The 23388-nt window shown below is 73.9% G+C and carries 20 protein-coding genes; 6 read left to right on the top strand and 14 right to left on the bottom strand.

Annotated features, from left to right (window positions below; genetic code table 11):
- Positions 1-757: 757 nt before the first annotated feature.
- Entirely contained in the window at positions 758-1768 is a 1011-nt protein-coding gene (trpS, locus tag ACFIF2_RS14185) for a tryptophan--tRNA ligase (RefSeq protein WP_395572961.1), read from the top strand.
- Positions 1769-1838: 70 nt separating this feature from the next.
- Here the strand turns inward: trpS and proC are convergent, their stop codons facing one another.
- The 6 genes from proC to ACFIF2_RS14155 form a co-directional block, all read right to left on the bottom strand.
- Complete coding sequence (gene proC / locus ACFIF2_RS14180; RefSeq protein WP_395572960.1) at positions 1839-2651, bottom strand: pyrroline-5-carboxylate reductase; 813 nt, start codon at positions 2649-2651, stop codon at positions 1839-1841.
- A gap of 119 nt (positions 2652-2770) precedes the next feature.
- A complete protein-coding gene (locus tag ACFIF2_RS14175; protein ID WP_395572959.1) occupies positions 2771-3583 on the bottom strand; it encodes an ABC transporter permease in 813 nt (270 codons plus the stop codon).
- A complete protein-coding gene (locus ACFIF2_RS14170) occupies positions 3580-4392 on the bottom strand; it encodes an ABC transporter ATP-binding protein (RefSeq protein WP_395572958.1) in 813 nt (270 codons plus the stop codon). Before ACFIF2_RS14170 ends, ACFIF2_RS14175 begins: the two co-directional genes overlap by 4 nt.
- Before the next feature lie 32 nt (positions 4393-4424).
- On the bottom strand, positions 4425-5279 hold the full coding sequence (locus ACFIF2_RS14165) for a class I SAM-dependent methyltransferase (RefSeq protein WP_395572957.1): 855 nt from the start codon (positions 5277-5279) through the stop codon (positions 4425-4427).
- Positions 5280-5371: 92 nt separating this feature from the next.
- Positions 5372-5893 (bottom strand): EamA/RhaT family transporter, encoded by a 522-nt coding sequence (locus tag ACFIF2_RS14160; RefSeq protein WP_395572956.1) that lies wholly within the window; start codon positions 5891-5893, stop codon positions 5372-5374.
- A 43-nt stretch (positions 5894-5936) separates the two neighbouring features.
- Positions 5937-6269, bottom strand: a complete 333-nt coding sequence (locus ACFIF2_RS14155; protein WP_395572955.1) for an SH3 domain-containing protein — start codon at positions 6267-6269, stop codon at positions 5937-5939.
- 181 nt (positions 6270-6450) lie between these two features.
- Here ACFIF2_RS14155 and ACFIF2_RS14150 point away from each other — a divergent pair, with 181 nt between their 5' ends.
- Complete coding sequence (locus ACFIF2_RS14150; protein ID WP_395572954.1) at positions 6451-8544, top strand: PQQ-binding-like beta-propeller repeat protein; 2094 nt, start codon at positions 6451-6453, stop codon at positions 8542-8544.
- A 127-nt stretch (positions 8545-8671) separates the two neighbouring features.
- On the opposite strand, the gene ilvD is transcribed toward ACFIF2_RS14150, so the two are convergent.
- The 4 genes from ilvD to ACFIF2_RS14130 form a co-directional block, all read right to left on the bottom strand.
- Positions 8672-10525: a dihydroxy-acid dehydratase gene (ilvD, locus tag ACFIF2_RS14145; protein ID WP_395572953.1), complete on the bottom strand. Its 1854-nt coding sequence runs from the start codon at positions 10523-10525 to the stop codon at positions 8672-8674.
- A 169-nt stretch (positions 10526-10694) separates the two neighbouring features.
- Entirely contained in the window at positions 10695-11309 is a 615-nt protein-coding gene (locus ACFIF2_RS14140) for a TetR family transcriptional regulator (protein WP_395572952.1), read from the bottom strand.
- Positions 11306-12148 (bottom strand): sugar phosphate isomerase/epimerase family protein, encoded by an 843-nt coding sequence (locus ACFIF2_RS14135; protein WP_395572951.1) that lies wholly within the window; start codon positions 12146-12148, stop codon positions 11306-11308. Before ACFIF2_RS14135 ends, ACFIF2_RS14140 begins: the two co-directional genes overlap by 4 nt.
- A gap of 93 nt (positions 12149-12241) precedes the next feature.
- Complete coding sequence (locus tag ACFIF2_RS14130) at positions 12242-13174, bottom strand: Ppx/GppA family phosphatase (RefSeq protein ID WP_395572950.1); 933 nt, start codon at positions 13172-13174, stop codon at positions 12242-12244.
- Positions 13175-13245: 71 nt separating this feature from the next.
- On the opposite strand from ACFIF2_RS14130, the gene ACFIF2_RS14125 reads away from it, so the two are divergent.
- Complete coding sequence (locus ACFIF2_RS14125; RefSeq protein ID WP_395572949.1) at positions 13246-14106, top strand: hypothetical protein; 861 nt, start codon at positions 13246-13248, stop codon at positions 14104-14106.
- Positions 14107-14415: 309 nt separating this feature from the next.
- On the opposite strand, the gene ACFIF2_RS14120 is transcribed toward ACFIF2_RS14125, so the two are convergent.
- Entirely contained in the window at positions 14416-16257 is a 1842-nt protein-coding gene (locus tag ACFIF2_RS14120; protein ID WP_395572948.1) for a hypothetical protein, read from the bottom strand.
- Between the two features lie 202 nt (positions 16258-16459).
- On the opposite strand from ACFIF2_RS14120, the gene radA reads away from it, so the two are divergent.
- Positions 16460-17869 (top strand): DNA repair protein RadA, encoded by a 1410-nt coding sequence (gene radA / locus ACFIF2_RS14115; RefSeq protein WP_395572947.1) that lies wholly within the window; start codon positions 16460-16462, stop codon positions 17867-17869.
- Positions 17870-17950: 81 nt separating this feature from the next.
- Entirely contained in the window at positions 17951-19075 is a 1125-nt protein-coding gene (gene disA / locus ACFIF2_RS14110; protein ID WP_029394644.1) for a DNA integrity scanning diadenylate cyclase DisA, read from the top strand.
- Between the two features lie 106 nt (positions 19076-19181).
- On the opposite strand, the gene ACFIF2_RS14105 is transcribed toward disA, so the two are convergent.
- On the bottom strand, positions 19182-20048 hold the full coding sequence (locus ACFIF2_RS14105; protein ID WP_395572946.1) for a hypothetical protein: 867 nt from the start codon (positions 20046-20048) through the stop codon (positions 19182-19184).
- Between the two features lie 175 nt (positions 20049-20223).
- On the opposite strand from ACFIF2_RS14105, the gene ACFIF2_RS14100 reads away from it, so the two are divergent.
- The gene (locus tag ACFIF2_RS14100) at positions 20224-20865 is read left to right on the top strand and encodes a phosphatase PAP2 family protein (RefSeq protein ID WP_395572945.1); all 642 of its coding nucleotides are present in this window, start codon (positions 20224-20226) and stop codon (positions 20863-20865) included.
- A 6-nt stretch (positions 20866-20871) separates the two neighbouring features.
- Here ACFIF2_RS14100 and ACFIF2_RS14095 read toward each other — a convergent pair whose 3' ends face one another.
- Both ACFIF2_RS14095 and ACFIF2_RS14090 read right to left on the bottom strand, forming a co-directional pair.
- On the bottom strand, positions 20872-21543 hold the full coding sequence (locus tag ACFIF2_RS14095; protein WP_395572944.1) for a response regulator: 672 nt from the start codon (positions 21541-21543) through the stop codon (positions 20872-20874).
- On the bottom strand, positions 21540-23270 hold the full coding sequence (locus ACFIF2_RS14090; RefSeq protein ID WP_395572943.1) for a histidine kinase: 1731 nt from the start codon (positions 23268-23270) through the stop codon (positions 21540-21542). The genes ACFIF2_RS14095 and ACFIF2_RS14090 overlap by 4 nt, the downstream gene beginning before the upstream one ends.
- Positions 23271-23388: the final 118 nt, after the last annotated feature.

The raw sequence follows: 23388 nt of genomic DNA, 5'->3' as shown, positions 1-23388 counted from the left end.
TTCAAAGGAACCTCAACCCGAACGGAGATCCGATCAGGTCGGGGTATCAACATATCTGGCGTTGACTTTTGGCACGCTGTTGAGTTCTCAAGGAACGGACGCTTCCTTAGTACTCACCCGAGAGACTCTCTCAGGCTTTCCTCCGGGCGCTTCCCTTCGGTCTTGCGTTTCCGACTCTATCAGATCTTTCCGACCCGATTTCCTCGGTGCTTTCCAGGTTCTCGCTTTCGCGTTTCCCTTTCCGGCGGTTCCGACTCTATCAGATCCTTTCGGGCTCTGATTCCCCGTCAGAGGGGGTGGTCTTCCCGGCTGTTGGGCCGTTCCGACGAGGTGAGACTCTAGCGGATTCCCGGCTCCCGAGCTAATCGGGGGCCGCGTTCTTTCGAACGTGGATTCCTCATTCCGCGAATACGCACACCGGCAATACGACGACGCCGACAACGCGACTGTTCGTCGAAGAGTGGGTGGTACTCGTGGAATCGCTGTCCGGGGACCGACCGGGGTCGGCGCTCACGTCGGACAACTCGGAGAACACTACGAGTGCCGGTCCGGCGTGTCAAATGCCGGGCGAGGCGGGGGGCTGAGGCGTACCGTGGGGGGCGTGATGACGCGTACGTGTACCCAGCTCTGGTGGGCCGCCTGACGGCGGCCGCATACACGTGTGCACTCGACGGCCGCCGCTTCGGCGGCCGTTCTCGTATCTCCCTCCAGGAGGGGCGGCCGGCTGGTGACGGCGGCTCTGACCAGGAGGTAAGAGATGAAGCGGGTCTTCAGTGGGATCAAGCCGACCGGGCATCTGACGTTGGGGAACTACCTCGGAGCCATGCGGCAGTGGGCGACGGAGGACCAGCACAGGTCGGACGCGCTGTTCTGCGTGGTCGACCTGCACGCGCTGACCGTGGACCACGATCCGGCTCGGGTGCGCAGGCTGAGCCGGCAGGCGGCGTCGTTGCTGCTCGCGGCGGGGTTGGATCCGGAGTTGTGCACCGTGTTCGTACAGAGTCACGTGGACGAGCACGCCCGGCTGTCGTACGTACTGGAGTGCGTCGCCACGGACGGGGAGATGCGGCGGATGATCCAGTACAAGGAGAAGGCCGCGCGCGAGCGGGAGCGGGGCGGGAGTGTGCGGCTGTCGCTGCTGACGTATCCCGTGCTGATGGCGGCCGACATCCTGGCGTACGGGACGGACGAGGTGCCGGTGGGGGACGACCAGGCGCAGCACGTGGAGCTGGCCCGGGATCTCGCGGTGCGGTTCAACCAGCGGTACGGGCACACGTTCGTGGTGCCCCGGGCGACGGTTCCGGGGGTGGCCGCGCGGGTGATGAACCTTCAGGACCCGGCGTCGAAGATGGGCAAGAGCGAGGACGTCGGTCCGGGCATCGTGTACCTGCTGGACGAGCCGGACGTGGTCAGGAAGAAGGTCATGCGGGCGGTGACCGACAGCGGGCGCGAGGTCGTGTACGACAGGGAGGAGCGGCCGGGGCTCGCCAATCTGCTGGAGGTGCTGGCCGCCTGCACCGGTGGGGAGCCGGCGGAGCTGGCGGGCGGGTACGACTCGTACGGCGCGTTGAAGAAGGACACCGCCGAGGCGGTGGTGGAGGTGCTGCGGCCCGTGCGGGAGCGGCACAAGGAGCTGTGCGCGGACCCGGGGTACGTGGAGGGCGTGCTGCGGGCCGGGGCGGAGAAGGCGCGGGGTCTGGCGCGGCCGACCGTGGACGCGGCCTACCGGGCGATCGGGCTGCTGCCGCCCGTGGGCGGGGCGCGATAGGCGCGGAGCCGGCTGCGAGGCGTGACGTGACGTTCGGTGGTGCGTCGCGCCTCGCTGCCGGGCTCGGGTGTCAGTCCTTGGTGCCGGAGGCGAGTTCGCGGCTGCGGTCGCGGGCCGCTTCGAGGGCGGCGATGAGGGCGGCGCGGACGCCGTGGTTCTCCAGCTCGCGGATGGCGTTGATCGTCGTGCCGGCGGGGGACGTGACGTTCTCGCGGAGCCTGACCGGGTGTTCGCCGCTGTCGCGGAGCATCTTGGCGGCGCCGATCGCGGACTGGACGATCAGGTCGTGGGCCTTGTCGCGGGGCAGGCCGAGGAGGATGCCGGCGTCGGTCATGGCTTCGACCAGGTAGAAGAAGTAGGCCGGGCCCGAGCCGGAGAGGGCGGTGCAGGCGTCCTGCTGGGACTCGGGGACGCGGAGGGTCTTGCCGACGGCGCCGAAGATCTCCTCGGTGTGGGCGAGGTGGTCGGCGGTGGCGTGGGTGCCGGCGGAGATGACGGACATCGCCTCGTCGACGAGGGCGGGGGTGTTCGTCATGACGCGGACCACCGGGGTGCCGGGGGCAAGGCGTTCCTCGAAGAAGGCGGTCGGGATGCCCGCGGCGCCGCTGATGACCAGGCGGTCGGCCGGGATGTGCGGGGCCAGTTCGTCGAGGAGGGCGCCCATGTCCTGCGGCTTGACCGTGAGGATCAGGGTGTCGGCGGTCTTGGCGGCCTCGGCGTTGGTGACGGGGGTGACGCCGTGGCGGGCGCGGAGTTCGTCGGCCCGCTCCTGGCGGCGGGCGGTGACCAGGAGGTCGGCGGGTGCCCAGCCGGCTCCGATCATGCCGCTGAGCAGGGCTTCGCCGATCTTGCCGGTGCCGAGGACGGCGACTTTCTGGGTCATGGTGTTCGGTGCCCTCCGGTGCCCTCTGGGGTGCGTGGTCCGTCGTCCTCATCCTCGCATCCGGGGGGTGGGTGGGGCCGGGGCGTCCGGTGGGCGGGATGCCGGGTGCCCGTGGAGGGTCATGCCGTCCGGCGTTTGAGGGTGGCGGCGCCCAGGGCCAGGACCAGGAGGGCGCAGCCGGCGACGACCAGGGCGTCGCGTACGAAGGCGGCGGTCAGGTCGGTGTGGCGGAGGACCTCGTTCATGCCGTCGACCGCGTAGGACATGGGCAGGACGTCGGAGACGGCCTCCAGGGCCGGGTGCATGGCGTCGCGCGGGGTGAACAGGCCGCAGAGCAGGAGCTGGGGGAAGATCACGGCCGGCATGAACTGCACCGCCTGGAACTCGGAGGCCGCGAAGGCCGAGACGAAGAGGCCCAGTGCCGTGCCGAGCAGGGCGTCCAGCAGGGCGACCAGGAGGAGGAGCCAGGGGCTGCCCGTGACGTCGAGGCCGAGGAACCAGAGCGCCAGGCCGGTCGCGAGGGCCGACTGGACGACGGCGAGGGCTCCGAAGGCGAGGGCGTAGCCGGCGATGAGGTCGCCCTTACCGAGCGGCATGGCGAGGAGGCGTTCGAGGGTGCCGGAGGTGCGTTCGCGCAGGGTCGCGATGGACGTGACCAGGAACATCGTGATCAGCGGGAAGATCCCGAGGAGCGAGGCGCCGATGGTGTCGAAGGTGCGCGGGCTGCCGTCGAAGACGTAGCGGAGCAGGAACAGCATCACGCAGGGGATCAGCAGCAGGAGCGCGAGGGTGCGGGGGTCGTGGCTGAGCTGGCGCAGGACGCGGGACGCGGTGGCGGTGGTGCGGGAGAGGTTCAGGGGGCGGGTGGGGGCCGGGGGGAGGGCCGGCGCGGGGGCTGCGGTGCGGTCGGGGGCGGGAGCCGGGCCGGTCATCGGGTGCTCTCCTTCGTACGGGCTGCCGCCGTCGCCTCGTCGACCAGGTGCAGGAACGCTTCCTCGACCGTCTCGGCGCCGGTGCGGGTGCGCAGGGCGTCGGGGGTGTCGTCGGCGAGGACGCGGCCCTCGCGCATGAGGAGGAGGCGGTGGCAGCGCTCGGCCTCGTCCATGACGTGGGAGGAGACGAGGAGGGTGGCGCCCCGGTCGGCGGCGAGCGTGTGGAAGAGGTTCCAGAGGTCGCGGCGCAGGACGGGGTCGAGGCCGACCGTCGGTTCGTCGAGGACCAGGAGTTCGGGGGCGCCGAGGAGGGCGACGGCGAGGGAGACGCGGCTGCGCTGGCCGCCGGAGAGGGTGCCGGCCAGGGCGTCGGCGTGGGTGGTGAGGTCGACGTCGGCGATGGCGCGGGTGACGGTTTCGCGGCGGTGGTCGCCGGCCGCGCGGCCGGGGGTGAGGATCGCGGCGAAGTAGTCGAGGTTCTGGCGGACGGTGAGGTCGTCGAAGACGGACGGGGCCTGGGTGACGTAACCGATGCGGGTGCGCAGGACGGGGTGGCCGGCGGGGTGACCGAGGACGTCCAGGGTGCCGGTGACCTTGGCCTGGGTGCCGGCGATCGCGCGCATGAGGGTGGACTTGCCGCAGCCGGAGGGGCCGAGGAGGCCGGTGATCCGGCCGGGCGGGACGGTGAAGTCGAGCTGCCGCAGGACGGTGCGGGGGCCTCGGACGACGGTGAGGTCCTCGGCGCGGACGGCGGGTGGGGCGGGGGTTCCGTCCTGTTCGTCGGGTGGGCGGGAGGAGTAATTCATCATGTGATGAATACTCCTCCCGGGTGAGGGTGGCGTCAAGCGGCCGGGGGCGTCGTCGGGGTCGTCGCGAGGAGGAGGACGACGTCGTAGGCCTCCTCGACCGTCCCGTCCGGGAAGACGGCCAGGAGGTGGCGGCGCTCGTCGGCCAGGAACGCGGCGCGGCGTTCCTCGGTGTCGGTCAGGAAGACGGAGTGGCTGGCGAGGTTGGCCAGGTGGGTGTCCAGGGGGACGCGGCGGCTCCAGCGGATGGTGCGGCGGGTGAGGCCGAGGCGGCCGGCGGGGTCGGCGGTGCCCGGGCCGAGGTCGCGTTTCTCGGCGGAGAGGCCGAGATCGAAGTGGCGGTCGACGCGCTGCGCCGCCGCCGCGATCCAGGGCACGTCGAGGGCCTCGGTGTTCCACCACAGGGCGAGGGTGCCGCCCGGACGCAGCACGCGCAGCGCCTCCGGTATCGCCAGGGCGGGGTCGGTCCAGTGCCATGCCTGGGCGTAGGTGAGGAGGTCGGCGCTGTGGTCGGCGAGGGGGAGGGCGTTGCCGTTGCCGCGGACCAACGGCACGTCGGGGAGGGTGCGGCGGAACTCGGCGGCCATGCCGGCGCCGGGTTCGACGGCGATCACGGCGGCGCCGCGCGCGTGCAGGCGGGCGGTGGCGATGCCCGTACCGGCGCCGACGTCGACGACGCGGGCGCCGGCCAGCGGGTGGCCGGCGTACTCCTCCAGCGCGTCGAGGAGGGCGGGCGGGTAGGAGGGGCGGTTGGCCGCGTACTGGGCCGCGGCGGCGTTGAAGGAGTGGGCGCGGGTGGTGTGGAGGGCGGCGGACGCGGGGGTGGCGCCGGGCACGGCGGTGGCGGTGGCGTTCCGCGCGGGTGGCGGTGTGGTCCCGGGTGTCGTCATACGGCCATGGTGGCCGGGTGGGTGTGGTGTGCAGAAGGTTTTCCGGGAGGGGGCGGCTCACCGGCGCCGCGGGGGTGCGGGGTGGCCCGGAGCTACCGGCGGCGGCGCTTCTTCGACGGGTTGCCCGTGCGGCGGGTGACGCGCTTCTCGTACTCCTCGCGGGCCTTCTCGTACTCGGCGCGGTGGAGTTTCTCGCCCGGGGCCTCGGTGAAGGTGCGGAAGAAGTAGGCGAGGAGGGAGCCGACGAAGCCGATGGCCAGCAGGCCGCGGAGGCTGGCCTGGCGGTCGGGGTCGGGGCGGCTGGTGAATCCGGACCAGGTGTGGCGGAAGGCCAGGGCGCTGCAGACCGCGAACATCACGGTCATCAGCAGCGACACGAAGCTGCCGACGTCGGCGATCTGGAGGCCCTCGTAGGCGATGCGGAGCACGAAGCAGGCGGCGGCCGCCGCGGCGAGGGAGCCGGCGGCCAGGCCGGCCCGGCGGGCGGCGTAGCCGTGGTCGTGGTGCACCCACGTCGTGCCGTAGAACCGGATGGGTTCGGGGCGGGGGCCGGCGGGGAGTGTGGAGCCCGCGGGGGTGTCCGGGTTGCCGTTCGTACCGTTCTCTGCGCTCACGGGTCGATTATGGCGCCGGGGGTGCCGCGGGCTCCGGGTGGGATCAGGAACAGCGCGGGCGGACGTAGCCGTCGCTGCCGGTGCGGATGTAGGCGTCCGAGACGTACTCACCGCTGTCGATGCTGTCCCAGATGTTCGTCGTGCCGTACGGGCCCGAGACGCGGGTGCCCGGCGTCTGGCAGTTGATCAGGACCTTCGCGCCCTCGGGCAGCACGCGGACGACGGAGTACTGGGTGCCGGGTCCGCTGCGGACGTTCACCCGGTAGCCCGGGGCGACCGGGTAGTAGTTCAGGGCCGTGGCGGACGCCGTGGCGACGGACTCCGCCGTCGCCCTCTCGTCCTCGCCCGCGGCATCCGTGAGCTGGTCGACAGACATGAAAGACCTCCCCCGTCGGCCCCACGAGTGTCGTGGGGCCACGTTGATTCCCCTGGAACAAGCTACGAAACACCAGTTCGCAACTCGCACGCGGAGGCTAGCAAGCCGCCTCGGTCCCGTACGAACCATCGACTAGGCTCCGAGCGTCGCGCGCGCGGACGAACAGCACGGGGGTGGTTCCATGGCGCCGCAGCGGAACGCCGGGGCGAACGCGGAAGCGGAACTTCCCGAGTACGCCGGTCACTACCGTCTGGAGTCCTGTCTGGGTTCGGGCGGCATGGGGGTCGTGCATCTGGCCCGCAGCACCTCCGGGATGCGGGTCGCCGTGAAGGTGGTGCACGCCTCGTACGCCAAGGACCCGGAGTTCAGGGGGCGTTTCCGGCAGGAGGTGGCCGCGGCGCGGCGGGTGAGCGGGGCCTTCACGGCACCGGTCGTCGACGCCGATCCGGATGCCGGGCGGCCCTGGATGGCCACGCTGTACATCCCCGGCCCGACGCTCTCCGAAGAGGTGAAGCGGAACGGGCCCATGGACGTGGACCAGTTGCGCCGACTGATGGCGGGACTGGCGGAGGCGCTGCGCGACATCCATCGCGTCGGGGTCGTGCACCGGGACCTGAAACCGAGCAACGTGCTGCTCGCCGACGACGGGCCGAAAGTCATCGACTTCGGCATTTCCCGGCCGAAGGACAGCGAACTGCGGACCGAGACGGGGAAGTTGATCGGGACGCCGCCGTTCATGGCGCCCGAGCAGTTCCGGCGGCCCCGGGAGGTGGGCCCCGCCGCGGACGTCTTCGCGCTCGGGTCGCTCATGGTGCACGCGGCGACCGGACGCGGGCCGTTCGACTCCGACAGTCCGTACGTCGTCGCCTACCAGGTCGTGCACGACGAGCCCGACCTGACCGGCGTACCGGAGTCGCTCGCGCCGCTGGTGCTGCGGTGCCTGGCCAAGGAACCCGACGACCGGCCCACGCCCGACGAGCTGATGCGGGAACTGCGGTCGGTGGCGGCCGCGTACGACACGCAGGTGTTCATACCGGAGCAGCGGGCGCGGGAGAGTGCGCCGGAGCCGTCGCCCGCGGTGCCGGCGGCGCCCGCGCGCGGACCGCGCAGACCGCGCAGGCGGGCGGTTCTGGGCGCCGGGGCGCTGTGTCTCGCCGTGCTCGGCACGCTCGTGTCGGTGGAGCTGCTCGGCGGGCCGGAGACGGAGACGGGGAAGGCCGTTCCGCAGGCCGCCGCCGAGCGTTTCACCGCGTGGCGCACGGCGCCGGCCCCGCAGGGGGGCGCGCCGCACTGCTCGTACGGCGCGGAGGTGCTGCTGTGCGCGCGGTCCGGGCTGGTCTTCGCCCTCGATCCGGCCGACGGCCGCCCGCTGTGGCGGCACACCGTCGCGCGGACGGCCCGGAACGGACCGCCGGTCGTGTCGGGCGGCCTCGTCCAGCCCGCCCTGGACCACGGCCGTGGGCTGGAGGCGCTCGCCCCCGGCTCCGGCGAGCCGAAGTGGGCGCACGACCACCCGGAGTACCAGGGCCTGCGGGCCGTCGGCGGCATGCTCCTGCTCACCGGCGTCGACGGGACGGTGAGGGGCGTGGACGGCGCGACGGGCGCGACCGAGTGGTCCCGTCGCGTCCCGGGGCAGGCGATGCCGTCCTTCACCTCGTTCGCGGGGGACCCGCTGGCGTACGCGACGAGCCCTTCGGGCGACGGGTCGCGCACCCGGGTCACCGCGGTGGATCCGCGGACCGGCGCCGTCCGGTGGGACGCGGACCTCGACGGTTCCTTGAAGATCATCGGGACGGCGGGCGGGGCGGTCCACTTCCTCTCCGTCGACCTGGTCTACGGGGAGGCGAAGGCGGTCCTCCGCCACACCCCGGGCACGGGGGCCACCCGCCGGGTGCCGCTGCCCGTCCCGGTGGCCCAGGCGCAGGGCAGTGTGCGCGGGGACTCCGTGTACGTCATGGGGGCCGGCGGGTCGCTGCGGGCGGTCGACATGGCGGGGCGCGAGCAGCGGTGGAGCCTGGAGACGGGCATGAGCCGGGGTTCCGCGCCCGTCACCGACGGCCGGTACGTGTACGTCAGCGCGCCGGACGGGCGGCTCCTCGGGGTGGACGCCCGCGACGGCCGCCTCGTCGGCCAGACACCGCCCCGGCTCGGGACCGGCTCCGACCGCGTCCCCGCGAGCCTGCCCGAGCCCGTGATCGCGAACGGCCGGGTCTTCGCCTCCGCGCCCGACGGGACCGTCTTCGCCGTGGACGGCCGGGACCCCTCCGCCTGGTGACCGGGGCGGGCGGGGCGCGTCTCGGGCCCGGTGGGGCCCGGGGTGGGGGGAGCCGCTGCCCGTGTACGGGAGGAGCGGCACCCATGGGCCGCCGGGCCCCGGAGAGCCCGGCGGTTCCGGTGCGGCGTCAGCCCAGCTTGCTCACGTCGCGCACGGCGCCCTTGTCGGCGCTGGTGGCCATCGCGGCGTACGCCTTGAGGGCCGCGGAGACCTTGCGGTCGCGGTTCTTCGGGGCGTACCGGCCGTCGAGGGCCTGCGCGCGGCGGGCCAGTTCGGCGTCGTCGACCAGCAGCTCGATGGAGCGGTTCGGGATGTCGATGCGGATGCGGTCGCCGTCCTCGACGAGGGCGATGGTGCCGCCGGCGGCGGCCTCGGGGCTGGCGTGGCCGATGGAGAGGCCGGACGTGCCGCCGGAGAAGCGGCCGTCGGTGACCAGGGCGCAGGCCTTTCCGAGGCCGCGGCCCTTCAGGTACGAGGTCGGGTAGAGCATCTCCTGCATGCCGGGGCCGCCCTTGGGGCCCTCGTAGCGGATGACGACGACGTCGCCCTCCTCGACCTGCTGGGTGAGGATCTTCTGGACGGCCTCCTCCTGCGACTCGCAGACGACCGCCGGGCCCTCGAAGGTCCAGATGGACTCGTCGACGCCGGCCGTCTTCACGACGCAGCCGTCGACCGCCAGGTTGCCCCGCAGGACCGCGAGGCCGCCGTCCTCGGAGTAGGCGTGCTCGGCGGAGCGGATGCAGCCGCCCTCGGCGTCCTCGTCGAGGGAGTCCCAGCGCTCGGACTGGGAGAACGCCTCGGCGGAGCGGACGCAGCCGGGAGCGGCGTGCCACAGCTCGACCGCCTCCGGGGACGGCGAGCCGCCGCGCACGTCCCAGGTCTTCAGCCAGTCGGCCAGGGACGGGCTGTGGACGGAGTGCACGTCCTCGTTGAGCAGGCCCGCGCGGTGCAGTTCGCCGAGGAGGGCGGGGATGCCGCCGGCGCGGTGCACGTCCTCCATGTAGTACGTGCGGTCCTTGGCGACGTTGGGCGCGACCTTCGCCAGGCAGGGGACGCGTCGCGAGAGCTCGTCCATCTCCGTGAGGCCGAAGGAGACCTCCGCCTCCTGGGCGGCGGCCAGCAGGTGCAGGATCGTGTTGGTGGAGCCGCCCATCGCAATGTCGAGCGCCATGGCGTTCGCGAAGGCCGCGGGGGTGGCGATGTTGCGGGGCAGGACCGAGTCGTCGTCCTGCTCGTAGTAGCGGCGGGTCAGGTCCAGCACCGTGCGGGCGGCGTTCTCGTAGAGCGCCTTGCGGGCGGTGTGGGTGGCCAGGACCGATCCGTTGCCGGGCAGCGAGAGGCCGATGGCCTCGGTCAGGCAGTTCATCGAGTTGGCGGTGAACATGCCCGAGCAGGAGCCGCAGGTCGGACAGGCGTTCTCCTCGATGCGGAGGATGTCCTCGTCGGAGATCTTGTCGTTGACCGCCTCCGACATCGCGTCGACCAGGTCGAGCGTGCGGACCGTGCCGTCGACCAGGGTGGCGCGGCCGGACTCCATCGGGCCGCCGGAGACGAAGACCGTGGGGATGTTCAGGCGGAGCGCCGCGTTGAGCATGCCCGGGGTGATCTTGTCGCAGTTGGAGATGCAGATCAGGGCGTCGGCGCAGTGGGCCTCGACCATGTACTCCACGCTGTCCGCGATCAGGTCGCGGGACGGCAGGGAGTAGAGCATGCCGCCGTGGCCCATGGCGATGCCGTCGTCGACGGCGATCGTGTTGAACTCGCGCGGGATGCCGCCGGCGGCGGTGACCGCCTCGCTGACGATCCGGCCGACCGGGGCCAGGTGCGTGTGGCCCGGCACGAACTCCGTGAAGCTGTTGGCGACGGCGATGATCGGCTTCCGCCCGATGTCCGCGCCGGGTACACCGGAGGCGCGCATAAGGGCGCGGGCGCCCGCCATGTTGCGGCCGTGGGTGACTGTGCGGGACCTCAGTTCGGGCATCGTCGCTCGCTCCTTCGGAGGGGTATGACTGCCGTCGAGCGTACGCCGGTCATCCACGGGGCGGGACAGGGCGTCCGGAATGCGGGACGCGCATCTCGCCGTACGGCGCCGGGAGGGCGCTCGGAGGCGTACGGCAGGGGCGCGCTCGGCGGAGTACTCGGGGGCTTGCTCAGGGCCCCGTGAGGTGGCCCTGCACGACCGGTGCCAGGCGGGCGATGACGCGCTCCGGGTCCGCCGAGGCCAGCGGCTCCGCCTTGATCACGTACCGGAGCACCGCGCACCCCACCAGCTGGGCCGCCGCCAGTTCGGCGCGCAGCTCGGCGTCGGGCAGGTCCAGCTGTGCGGCGATGCGGCGCAGCAGCTGGGCGGCGATCAGGCGGCGGAAGACGGCGGCGGCGGTGTCGTTGGTGAGGGCGGAGCGGACGATGGCCAGCAGCGGGGTGCGGGTGGCCGGGTTCTCCCAGAGGCCGAAGAAGAAGCGGGTGAGCCGCTCGCCGACGGTGTCGAGGGGGCCGTCGCCGATCGCCTCGGGGGCTCGGAGGGCGGGGGCGAAGGCGACCTCGATCGCCGCCTCGAAGACCTGCTCCTTGGTGCCGAAGTAGTGGTGCACGAGGGCCGGGTCGACGCCCGCCGCCTTGGCGATGCCGCGCACGGACGCCTTCTCGTAACCGCGCGCGGAGAACTCCTCGCGGGCCGCGCCGAGGATGCGGTCGCGGGTGTCCGCGGACTCCGTGCGCGGGGGGCGGCCGCGGCGGCGGGCCCCCGGGGCGGCGGGCTCGCTCACCGCCGGTCCGCGCGCGTCGCCGAGGCCGCCGGCGACGCCAGGTGGAGGCGGGCGAAGGCGAGCGCCTCGGCGAGGTCGGCCTCACGTTCGGCGCCGGACATCGCGCGACGGGTGTTGACCTCGATGACGACGTGGCCGTCGAAGCCGGTGCGCGCGAGGTGCTCCAGCACCTCGGCGCAGGGCTGGTCGCCGCGGCCGGGGACGAGGTGTTCGTCCTTGGCGGAGCCCTTGCCGTCGGCGAGGTGGACGTGGCCGAGGCGGTCGCCCATGCGGTCGAGCATGTCGAGGCCGTCGGTGCGGGACGTGGCGGCGTGGCTGAGGTCGATCGTGAAGTGCCGGTAGTCGTCCTTCGTCACGTCCCAGTCGGGGGCGTACGCCTGCATCTCGCGGTCGCGGTAGCGCCAGGGGTACATGTTCTCGACGGCGAACCGCACGTCCGTCTCGTTCGCCATCCGCCAGATGCCGTCGACGAAGTCCCGGGCGTACTGCCGCTGCCACCGGAAGGGCGGGTGGACGACCACGGCGCTCGCGCCGAGCTTCTCGGCGGCGGCGCGGGCGCGCTGGAGCTTGACCCAGGGGTCGGTGGACCAGACGCGCTGGGTGATGAGCAGACAGGGGGCGTGCACGGCCAGGATCGGCATGTGGTGGTAGTCGCTGAGCCGGCGCAGCGCGTCGAGGTCCTGGCTGACCGGGTCGGTCCAGACCATGACCTCGACACCGTCGTACCCGAGGCGTGCGGCGATCTCGAAGGCCGTCGCAGTCGACTCCGGGTAGACGGAAGCCGTCGACAGGGCGACCTTCGCGTCCGGGATGCGGACTACGTCCCTTGGTTTTGCCACGAGGGTCAGGTTACGGGGTGCGGTCGCGTGTCCGCCGGGTGCCCGTTCGCCGTTGTGGTGATCGCCATACGGCGGGTGCGCGGCGGTTCCCGCTCAGCCCTGGCCCATGTGGTCCAGGCGGCGCAGGATCACGCCCTCCCTCAGGGCCCAGGGGCAGATCTCCAGGGCCTCCACGCGGAACAGGTCCATCGCGGCCTCGGCGACCAGGGCGCCGGCCAGGAGCTGATTGGCGCGGCCCTCGGAGACGCCGGGCAGCTCGGCGCGCTCGGCGGTGGTCATCGCGGCCAGGCGGGGCACCCACGCCTCCAGCGAGGCCCGCTTCAGCTCGCGCTGGACGTAGAGGCCCTCGGCGGAGCGGGCGGCGCCGGCGATGCGGGCCAGCTGCCGGAAGGTCTTGGAGGTGGCGACGACGTGGTCGGGGGCGCCGAAGCGGCTGAACTCGCCGACCGTGCGGCCGATCTCCGTACGGACGTGGCGGCGCAGCGCCCTGACGTCGTCCGGGTCGGGCGGGTCGCCGGGCAGCCGGGCGGCGGTCAGCCGGCCCGCGCCGAGCGGCAGCGACGCGGCGGTGTCGGGTTCCTCGTCGATGCCGTAGGCGATCTCCAGGGAGCCGCCGCCGATGTCGAGGACCAGCAGCTTGCCCGCGGACCAGCCGAACCAGCGGCGGACGGCGAGGAAGGTGAGCCGGGCCTCCTCCTCGCCGCTGAGGACCGCCAGCTCGACCCCGGTCTCCTCGCGCACGCGCGCGAGGACGTCGTCGGCGTTGGTCGCCTCGCGCACGGCGGAGGTGGCGAACGGCAGGAGGTCCTCGACGCCCTTGTCCTCGGCGGCCTGGAGGGCGTCGCGGACGACGGCGACCAGCCGGTCGACGCCGTCGGGGCCGATCGCGCCGTCCTCGTCGAGGAGCTGGGCCAGGCGCAGGTCCGCCTTGTGCGAGTGGGCGGGCAGGGGGCGGGCGCCGGGGTGCGCGTCCACCACCAGCAGATGCACCGTGTTCGAACCCACGTCGAGGACACCGAGTCTCATGGACGGAACGCTACTGCCAGCGGGGAGTGCGGCGGTGCCCTCCTCCCGCTCGGGCGACTTACCCTGGAGCCGTGCCAAAGACGAAAAAGGCGAAGGACGAAAAGTCGGCCAAGAAGGACAAGAAGGACAGGAAGAACGCCGCAGGCGGGCTGAGCGGGGTGGCTGCCGCGGGTTCTCCGGCGGGCGACGAGAAGGGCCTCGACTTCGCTCGGGCGTGGGTGGAGTTCCCGGATCCGGCGGACGACGAGCAGGTCTTCCGGTGCGATCTGACCTGGCTGACCTCTCGCTGGAACTGCATCTTCGGCAGCGGCTGCCAGGGCATCCAGGCGGGCCGCGCGGACGACGGCTGCTGCTCGCTGGGCGCGCACTTCTCCGACGAGGACGACGAGCAGCGGGTCGCCGGGCACGTGGCGAGGCTCACGCCGGACATCTGGCAGCACCACGCCGAGGGCACCCGGGACGGATGGGTCTCACAGGACGACGAGGGCTCCCGGCAGACCCGGCCGTTCCAGGGCTCGTGCATCTTCCAGAACCGGCCCGGGTTCGCCGGCGGCGCGGGTTGCTCGCTGCACATCCTGGCCCTGAAGGAGGGCCGGGAGCCGCTGGAGACCAAGCCGGACGTGTGCTGGCAGCTCCCGGTGCGGCGGACGTACGAGTGGATCGACCGGCCCGACGAGACCCGCGTGCTCCAGGTGTCGATCGGTGAGTACGACCGGCGGGGCTGGGGCCCGGGCGGGCACGACCTGCACTGGTGGTGCACCTCGGCGACCTCGGCGCACGGCGCGGGCGACCCGGTGTACGTGTCCTACCGGCCGGAGCTGATCGAACTGATGGGCAAGGCGGGGTACGACCGGCTGGTCGAACTGTGCGAGGAGCGGCTGGCCTCGGCGCTGCCCCTGGTGGCCCCGCATCCGGCGGACCCGGCGCGCTGAGGGCGGGCGGGTCCTGCGGGCGGGTCCTGCGGGCGGGTCCTGCGGGCGGGGCGCGGAGGGGCGCCGGGGCGGGCCTGCGGGGCGAGGGTCGCCGGGGGCGGGCTTGCAGGGCGCGGGCTTGTGGGACGAGGGCTTGCGGGACGAGGGCTTGCAGGGCGAGGTCCGACGGGTGCGGGCGCCTTGGGTCCGGTTCGCCGCCACGTGCGGGAGTGCCGGACGCGGCTCGCGCGGCGTGGGCTCGCAGGGGTGGCTCGGAGGACGCGCGGGATCGTGGACGCGGTTCGTCGGGGCGGGCGTGGGCTGTGTGGGCTATGAGGTCGTGGGGCTCGGGTCGTCGTTGTCGTCGGGCGGGGGTGGCGTGCTCCCCGTGCCGCCGGTCGGGGACGGCTCCGTGGGGGTCGGGTCCGGGCCGGGGGACGTGGGCGACGGGTCGACGGTGGGGGTCGGGTCGGGCGGCCGGGTGGCCGACGGGGACGGGTCCGGTCCCGGGTCGGACGGGGGCGGGGAGTGGTCGGGCGGGCTCGGACGCGGGCCCGGGTGGGACGGGCTGGGCGCGGTGCCGTACCCCTCGATCGAGACGACGGCGCCCGCGGGCGAGACGGCCACCCGTGCGCTCCAGTGGCCGGACGGCTCGCGCAGGTGGTCGACGTACACCTTGATCGTCACGGTGTCGCCGGGGCGCAGGGTGCCCGACGACCTGCTCAGGTAGAGCCAGGAGGCGCTGGTGGACGCGGACCAGCGCACCGGTGCGTCGCCGGTCGCGGTCAGGGTGACCAGCGTGGTGTCGCCGTCGTGGCCGGCCGTGACCTCCAGGTGGCCCGCGCCCTTCCCGCCGGCTCCGGCGACGCTGACGACCTCGACCGAGACGTCGGCCTTGCCGTTCTTGCCGAAGCGGGGGCCGGGGGCGGTGCTCGCGTTCCCGGCGTGCTCGTAGCCGTGACCGCCCGCGGACTCGCCGTCCGGGCCGTCGGGACCGTGCGCCTCGCTGGCGCTGGCCGAGCGACCGTCCTCGCCCTCGACGACCGGGGTGCCGCGGTAGGCCGCCCACAGGGCGAGCACGGGGGCGGCGACGACGGTGGCGACGACGGTCGTGGTGACGGCCCGCGCGCGCAGGCGGTCCCGCCGGGCCGCGTGGTCCTTGGGGTCCATCGGGAAGCCGCGCCGGTCGAAACGGGGGGCCGCGCCACGCGCGCGCGGGACGTGCGCCATGGCCATGTGCAGCGCCGCGCGGGGGGCTTCCAGGACCGGCAGTTCGGCCGGGGTCACGCTGGTGCCGGGCCAGCGGCCGGGGACGGCCCGCTCGGCGGTGCGGCGGCAGCGGGGGCAGTCGTCGACGTGGCGGACCAGCTCGCGGCGCAGGGCCGCGCTCAGCACGTACTGGTTGTCGCCGGTGAGGCGGGCCACGCCCGGGCAGGTTCCGGTCTCGGCGACGGCGAGCGCCGCGCGGGTGCGTTCGACCTCGCAGGCGGCGGCGGCGAGCAGTTCCCGGGTGGCGGCCAGGTCCATGCCGAGGACGGCGGCGACCTCGTGGGCGGCCAGGCGGTGGCGCACGGCGAGTTCCAGGGCCTCGCGCTGCTCGGGGGTGGTGCCGGCGGCCTCCGGCCAGGCGAGGAGGGCGAGTTCGCCGCGGTGGCGCTGGTGGTCCTCGTCGGTCGGGGTGGCGCCGTCGGGGGTGGTGTTCCCGTCGCGTGGGGTGTTTCCGTCGCGTGGGGCGGGCGGTGACGGGTGGGTGGGCTGCCGCGCGGGGTTCCGGGCGGAGGCATGGGCGGGGTCGTTCTGCGCGGTGCGCTGCCGGCCGGGGGCGGGGCGGCCCGCGGCGTGGCTGCTCGGACGTTTCTGCTTGGCCTCGGCCAGCTTGCGCAGGCAGGCCCAGCGGGCCAGCGCGTACAGCCACGCCCTGCGCTCGGATGCGGGGCCGGGGGCACGGTGGCCGCGGCGCTCGGCGAGCGCGAGGACGTCGCCGAGGGCGGCGGTCGCGGCGTCGTGGTCGCAGAGCACGGACAGGCAGTACGTGAACAGGCCGTCCAGATACGCGTCGTAGCGCGCGGGCGGCCGCTGCGCCAGGGTGCGCGCCGCTGCGCGATCACGCGCTTCCCGGTGCGCCCGGTGTGCGCCGGTCGTGCGGGTCGTGGTTTCCGGACTGCTCCTCATCACTCGGCGACCGTAGGGGCCCATGGGTGGCGCGAACTGGCGCATTGGGCCCTTTTAATCCGTACGGGTGAAACGATCCCTCATAAGGGGACAGGAAGCCGGCGTTCCGTGGCCGGGGCGGGGTGCGGGTGACCCGTTCGGGGTGGGGTGCGCCGCTGTGCCCCGCGGCGGCGTTGTCAGTGGGGGCGGTTACGGTTCGTGCATGGCTGCCCGTACGAAGTCCGCCAAGGAACGGCCGTCCTACCGCTGCACCGAGTGCGGCTGGCAGACGGCCAAATGGCTCGGCCGCTGCCCCGAATGCCAGGCCTGGGGCACGGTCGAGGAGTACGGCGCGCCCGCGGTGCGGACGACGGCGCCGGGGCGGGTGACCAGCTCCGCGCTGCCCATCGGGCAGGTCGACGGACGGCAGGCCACCGCCCGCTCCACCGGCGTGCCCGAGCTGGACCGGGTGCTCGGCGGCGGACTCGTGCCCGGAGCCGTGGTGCTCGTCGCGGGGGAGCCCGGCGTCGGGAAGTCCACGCTGCTGCTGGACGTCGCGGCCAAGTCCGCCAGTGAGGAGCACAAGACGCTCTACGTGACGGGTGAGGAGTCGGCGAGCCAGGTGCGGTTGCGGGCCGACCGGATCAAGGCGATCGACGACCACCTCTACCTCGCCGCCGAGACGGACCTCGCGGCGGTGCTGGGGCATCTGGACGCCGTGAAGCCGTCGCTGCTGATCCTCGACTCCGTGCAGACGGTGGCCTCCCCCGAGATCGACGGCGCCCCCGGCGGCATGGCGCAGGTGCGGGAGGTGGCGGGCGCCCTGATCCGCGCCTCCAAGGACCGCGGCATGTCCACGCTCCTCGTGGGCCACGTCACCAAGGACGGGGCGATCGCCGGGCCACGGCTGCTGGAGCACCTCGTGGACGTGGTGCTGCACTTCGAGGGCGACCGGCACGCCCGGCTGAGGCTCGTGCGGGGCGTCAAGAACCGGTACGGCACGACCGACGAGGTCGGCTGCTTCGAGCTGCACGACGAGGGCATCACCGGGCTGACCGACCCCAGTGGGCTGTTCCTCACCCGGCGCGCCGAACCCGTGCCCGGCACCTGCCTGACCGTCACCCTGGAGGGACGCCGGCCGCTGGTGGCCGAGGTGCAGGCGCTGACCGTCGACTCGCAGATCCCGTCCCCGCGGCGTACGACGTCCGGGCTGGAGACGTCGCGGGTGTCCATGATGCTGGCCGTGCTGGAACAGCGGGGACGGATCAGCGCCCTGGGCAAAAGGGACATCTACTCCGCGACGGTCGGGGGCGTGAAGCTGTCCGAGCCGGCCGCCGACCTCGCCGTCGCGCTCGCGCTGGCCAGTGCCGCCAGCGACACCCCGCTGCCCAAGAACCTCGTCGCGATCGGGGAGGTCGGTCTCGCCGGCGAGGTGAGACGGGTCACGGGCGTGCAGCGCCGGCTCTCCGAAGCGCACCGGCTGGGCTTCACGCACGCCCTGGTACCGACCGATCCCGGCAGGGTCCCGGACGGCATGAAGGTCGTGGAGGTCGCGGACATAGGGGACGCCCTGCGGGTGCTTCCGCGCTCGCGTCGGCGAGAGGCCCCACGGGAGGACGAGGACCGCCGGTAGACTTTGCCCTGGTCTCGCCCGTCCGTACGACCGAGTGTGCGACGTGGGAGCGCCTGAAGAACCTGCGACCGGAGGAGTGCAGTGGCAGCCAACGACCGGGCAGCAGCTCCCGGAAAGTCCGGTGGGAGTGCCGGTGCCGATGGCCTCATGCGCGCCTCGCTGAGCGCCGTGGCGCCCGGCACGCTGCTGCGGGACGGCCTGGAGCGGGTCCTTCGGGGCAACACCGGTGGCCTGATCGTGCTGGGCTCGGACAAGACCGTCGAGTCGATGTGCACGGGCGGCTTCGTACTGGACGTGGAGTTCACCGCGACCCGGCTGCGCGAGCTGTGCAAGCTCGACGGCGGCATCGTGCTCTCCTCGGACCTGTCCAAGATCCTGCGGGCGGGGGTGCAGCTCCTCCCGGACCCGACGATCCCCACGGAGGAGACCGGCACCCGGCACCGCACGGCGGACCGGGTCAGCAAGCAGGTCGGGTTCCCCGTCGTCTCCGTGTCGCAGTCGATGCGGCTCATCGCGTTGTACGTCGACGGGCAGCGCCGGGTCCTGGAGGACTCCGCGGCGATCCTGTCGCGGGCCAACCAGGCGCTGGCCACGCTGGAGCGGTACAAGCTGCGGCTGGACGAGGTCGCGGGCACGCTGTCGGCGCTGGAGATCGAGGACCTGGTGACGGTGCGGGACGTCTCCGCGGTCGCGCAGCGGCTGGAGATGGTGCGCCGGATCGCGACCGAGATCGCCGAGTACGTGGTCGAGCTGGGGACGGACGGGCGGCTGCTGGCGCTCCAGCTGGACGAGTTGATCGCCGGTGTGGAGCCGGAGCGGGAGCTGGTGGTGCGGGACTACGTGCCCGAGCCGACCGCGAAGCGCTCCCGCACGGTCGACGAGGCGCTCGCCGAGCTGGACAAGCTCAGCCACGCCGAGCTGCTCGAACTGTCCACGGTGGCGCGGGCGCTGGGCTACACCGGCTCTCCGGAGACGCTGGACTCGGCGGTGTCGCCGCGCGGGTTCCGGCTGCTGGCGAAGGTGCCGCGGCTGCCCGGCGCGATCATCGACCGGCTGGTGGAGCACTTCGGCGGACTGCAGAAGCTGCTCGCCGCGAGCGTGGACGACCTCCAGACGGTGGACGGCGTCGGCGAGGCACGGGCGCGCAGTGTCCGGGAGGGGCTGTCGCGGCTCGCGGAGTCGTCGATCCTGGAGCGCTACGTCTGAGCGACGCGGGCGCCGGACGCCGGGTGCCTCCAGGCCAGTCGCCCTCAGCCGGAGGCGCCCCGGGCCGGGCGCCCCGGGCCGGGCGCCCCGGGCCGGGCGCCCCGGGTCAGTCGTTCTTCAGGACGAAGGACGTGCGTACCTTCGTGAAGCCGTCGGCCTTCGCCTCCACCAGGTACGTCCCCGCCCTGGCCGACCCGGCCGGGGGCGTCCCGCACTCGGGGGCGCTCGGCTCCCGGTCCCACTTCACGGTGTAGGCGATGCCGCTGCCCGCGGCCACCCGGTACCGCAGGCTCCCCGAGCCCTTGACGCAGTCGTCGGAGGACCAGTACGCGTCGTCGCCCTCGGCCGGCGTGATGGTCAGCACCGCGTGCTTCGGCCCGAGGTCGATCTTGCAGTCGGCGCCGGAGGTGTTGCGCGCGGTCAGTTCGAAGGTGGGAGTCTGACCGGGCGTGTAGGTGTTGCGGACGCTGCGCAGGCTCAACTTCACCGCTCCCGGCGTGCAGTTGGGCAGCGCCGACCCGCCCGGCAGCGCGTCGCCCGCGCCGACGCCGGTCGCCGCACCGCCCGCGGAGCCGCCGCCGGACGCGCCCGCCTCCCCGGAGCCGTCACCGCCGGTCCCACCGCCGCCGGACCCCGAACCGGAACCGTCGCCGGAGCCGTCCCCGCTCCCGGAACCCGAACCGGAGCCCGAACCGGAGCCTGAGCCACCGGAGTTCCCGCTCCCCGACTCGTCGCGCCCGCCCGGCGCCTGGCTGATCGCAGGCCCGGAACCGGAAGGCCCGGGAGTGATGGAAGGCGCCGGGTTCTTGCCGTCGGCGCCGTCCTCCCGGTCCTTGCCGCCGCCACCGCCGCCGGAGACCACGATCCACGTGATCAGCAGCGCCAACAGGGCGAGCAGGGACAGCAGTACGGCCCTCCGTCGCCAGTAGATGGAGGAGGGAAGCGGCCCGACCGGATTGCGCAGAGATCCCACGGCGCAAACTGTACGAGAGATCGGCGCGTTCACCTGTCCCACCCGCCGTTCGAGGCGGCAACTTTTACGGATCATCATTCCGGAGATCGCTTCGGGACCCCTGCCGATCGTCGGGTCCGGGACGTGTCGATCGCAGGGTGTGACCGGATCGGGCCGCCGCCTACCGTCCGTGAGCATGACCTTCGAGGACGACGCGCTCTACCGCGACATCACGGGCTTCGCCCACGACACCCCTGCATGGGTACAACACACGGCGGAGGTGGGGACGGAGGCGGGCATCCTGGTGTTCGGCGCCCTGTTCGTCGCCGCCTGGTGGCGGTCGCGCCGGGGCAGCACCCACGCGTTCGCGATCGCGGTCCTCGCACCCGTGGCCACGGCTGTGGCGTACGTGTGCAGTGAACTGCTCAAGTCCGGTGTCACCGAGGAACGTCCGTGCCGGGCGGTCGCCGGGGCCGTGCCCTCCCTGGCCGAGTGTCCACCGACCGGTGACTGGTCCTTCCCGAGCAACCACGCGACGATAGCGGGCGCCTCGGCCCTCACGCTGGTCCTGGTCCGGCGGGCGCTGGTCTGGCTGACCGCTCCGCTGGCGCTGCTGATGGCCTTCTCCCGCGTCTTCGTCGGCGTCCACTACCCGCACGACGTCGTCGCCGGGCTGCTGCTCGGCGCGGTCGTCGCCGCCGCGGCCGTACGCCTGGGCAGGCGCCCGGTGGTCCGGCTGGCCACGGCGCTGCGCGCGTCGTCGGCGCCGGCGGTGCGGTGGCTGACGGGGCCGGGACCGGCCGCCGCCGCGTACGCCGCCTCGCACCGGGCCCGTTGAGACGCCTCAGCCGTCCGTCCCGACCAGCCCCGCCTCGTACGCGACGATCGCGGCCTGGACCCGGTTGCGCACCTCCAGCCGGTCCAGGACCGCGCTCACGTACGCCTTGACCGTGCCCTCGACCAGGTGCAGCCGGGCGGCGATCTCGGGGTTGGACAGGCCGGCGCCGACGAGGCCGAGGACCTCGCGCTCACGGGGGCTGAGGCGGGCCACGCGCGCGCGTGCCCGTTCCTCGCGGGCGAGCCGGCCGCCGCCCTGGCCCCTGCCGAGGTCCTCGACGACGTACCGGGCGACCTTCGGGGACAGGAAGGCGGCGCCCTCGGCCACGGCCCGTACGCCCGCCATCAGTTCGTAGGGGTCGCCGGACTTGAGCAGGAAGCCGGTGGCGCCGGCGGTCAGGGCGCGGGCGACGTAAGCCTGTTCGGAGAAGGTGGTCAGCATCGCGACGGCCGTGCCGGGAACGTTCCGCACGATCTCCTCGGCGGCGGTGAGGCCGTCCAGGCGGGGCATGCGGATGTCCAGCAGGGCCACGTCGGGGCGGTGGGCCCGGACCAGTTCGACCGCCTCGCGTCCGTCGCCCGCCTCGGCGACGACCTCGCTCTCGCCGCCGCTCGCCAGGATGGCGCGCACGCCGGCCCGCACCATCGCCTCGTCGTCGGCCAGCAGTACCCGGATCACCGTGCGGGCTCCTCGTGTTCGTCGTGTACGTCGTACGTGTGGTGGGCGTCGGGCGCGTCCTGTGTGTCGCGTTCCGTGCGTCGCTCGGCGGGGGTGCCGATGCCGGGGACGACGTCCTTGGCGAGCAGCCGGCCCCGCTCGTCGAAGCAGAGGCGGAAGTGGTCGACGGAGACGAGGAGTTCGCCGCTCGCCCGGTAGTAGCGGCAGTCGGCGCCCGCCGGTTCGGGCGCGGGCGCGCGCTCGGTGGGCGGGTCGCGGGTCTCGCGGTCCGGCAGGACGCGCGCGACCTCGTCGTACGGCGCTCCGGGGCGCAGCTTCGCGTACGCGCTCGGCGTGAGCACCGAGCGCCCCTCGGTGTACGCGTACCACCCGAAGGCCGCGCCGACCAGGGCGACGCCCGCGCCGGCGGCGGCCCCGAGGCCGAGGGCGACGCGTCGGCGGGCGTGGGCGAAGGGCGCCGCGGGGGTGGGTGAGGAGGCGGGGGTGGGTGAGGGGGCGGGGACGGCCGGGGCCTGCTGCGCCGGGACGTGCGCCCGGACGCGGAACCCGTCCGCGTGCGGCCCGGCCCGGAAGTCGCCGCCGACCGAGGTGACGGCGGCGCGCAGCCCGAGCAGGCCCGAACCGCCCGAGGACGCGGAGGGCTCCTCGGCGGCCGGTCCGTTGGTGACGGTGACCGTGGTCCCGCGGGCGTGCCCGGCGACGGCCACGACGACGGGGGCGCCCGGCGCGTGCCGGGCCGCGTTGGTCAGCGCCTCGCGCACGATCCGGTGCAGCAGGCGTCCGGTGACACCGCCGGGGTCGGGGTCCGGGGTGGCCGCGCCCTGCGGCTCCCAGCGGACGGGGAGCCCGGACTCGGCGGCGCGGGCGACGAGTTCCTGCATGCTCTCCCCCGCCGGGGTCAGCGGGGCGGGCTCGTCGTGGACGGACACCTCGCGCAGGACGCCGATGATGCGGTGCAGGTGGTCGGTGGCGTCGGCGGCCGCGGCCCGCAGGTCCGCCGCGGCGGCGCGGTGCCCGGCCGCGAGGCCGGGGGCGACCTGGAGGGCGCCGGCGCGCAGGGCGAGCAGGCTCAGTTCGTGGCCGAGGGAGTCGTGCATGTCCTGGGCGATCCTGGCGCGCTCGCGCAGCCGGGCCCGTTCCTCGGCGTGCCGCTGTTCGTCCTCCAGCCGGGCCGCCCTGAGCCAGCCGGCCTCGGCGAGCGCGCGGCTCTGCCGCCAGTAGCGTCCGCAGAGCCAGGGGAAGACGCAGCCGAAGAGCAGCGTGCCCGTCAGGACCAGCCACTCCGGGGGCGGGTCCACCCCGACCAGCGCGATCCGCGCCGTGCCGACGACGGCGACGCCGGCGAAGGCGGCCACCGCGGGGCGCGGCCGGCCGGCGCGCAGGCCCAGCAGCAGGGCGAGTACGCCGAGGGCGGGGCCGTAGGAGACGCTGAACAGCGCCGGGGCGGCGGCCAGGCCGAGGGCCGCCGTCAGCGCGAACGCGGTGAGCGGCTGCCGCCGGGACAGCGCGACGGCCACGGCGAGTACGCCCAGCCCGGCCAGCTGCTGCCAGACGGAACGCGGCTCGTTCATGCCGAGCCGGTCCGCGGTGACGGCGGGGAGGGCGAGCCCGGCCCACAGGAGGACGCCCCTGCCGAGCGGGGCCAGGCGGCGGGGCCGGTCGCCTTCGTGGCGGACGGGCCGGTCGCCTTCCTGACGGACAGGGCCGCCGCCTTCCTCGCGGACCAACCCGCCGCCTCCCCGACGGACAGGGCCGCCGCCTTCCTCGCGGACCAACCCGCCGCCTCCCCGACGGACAGGGCCGCCGCCTTCCTCGCGGACCAGCCCGTCGCCTTCCCGACGGACA

The sequence above is a fragment of the Streptomyces sp. BK79 genome (assembly GCF_044142145.1).
Classification (GTDB): domain Bacteria; phylum Actinomycetota; class Actinomycetes; order Streptomycetales; family Streptomycetaceae; genus Streptomyces.
This window is presented reverse-complemented; position numbering and strand designations above follow the sequence as displayed.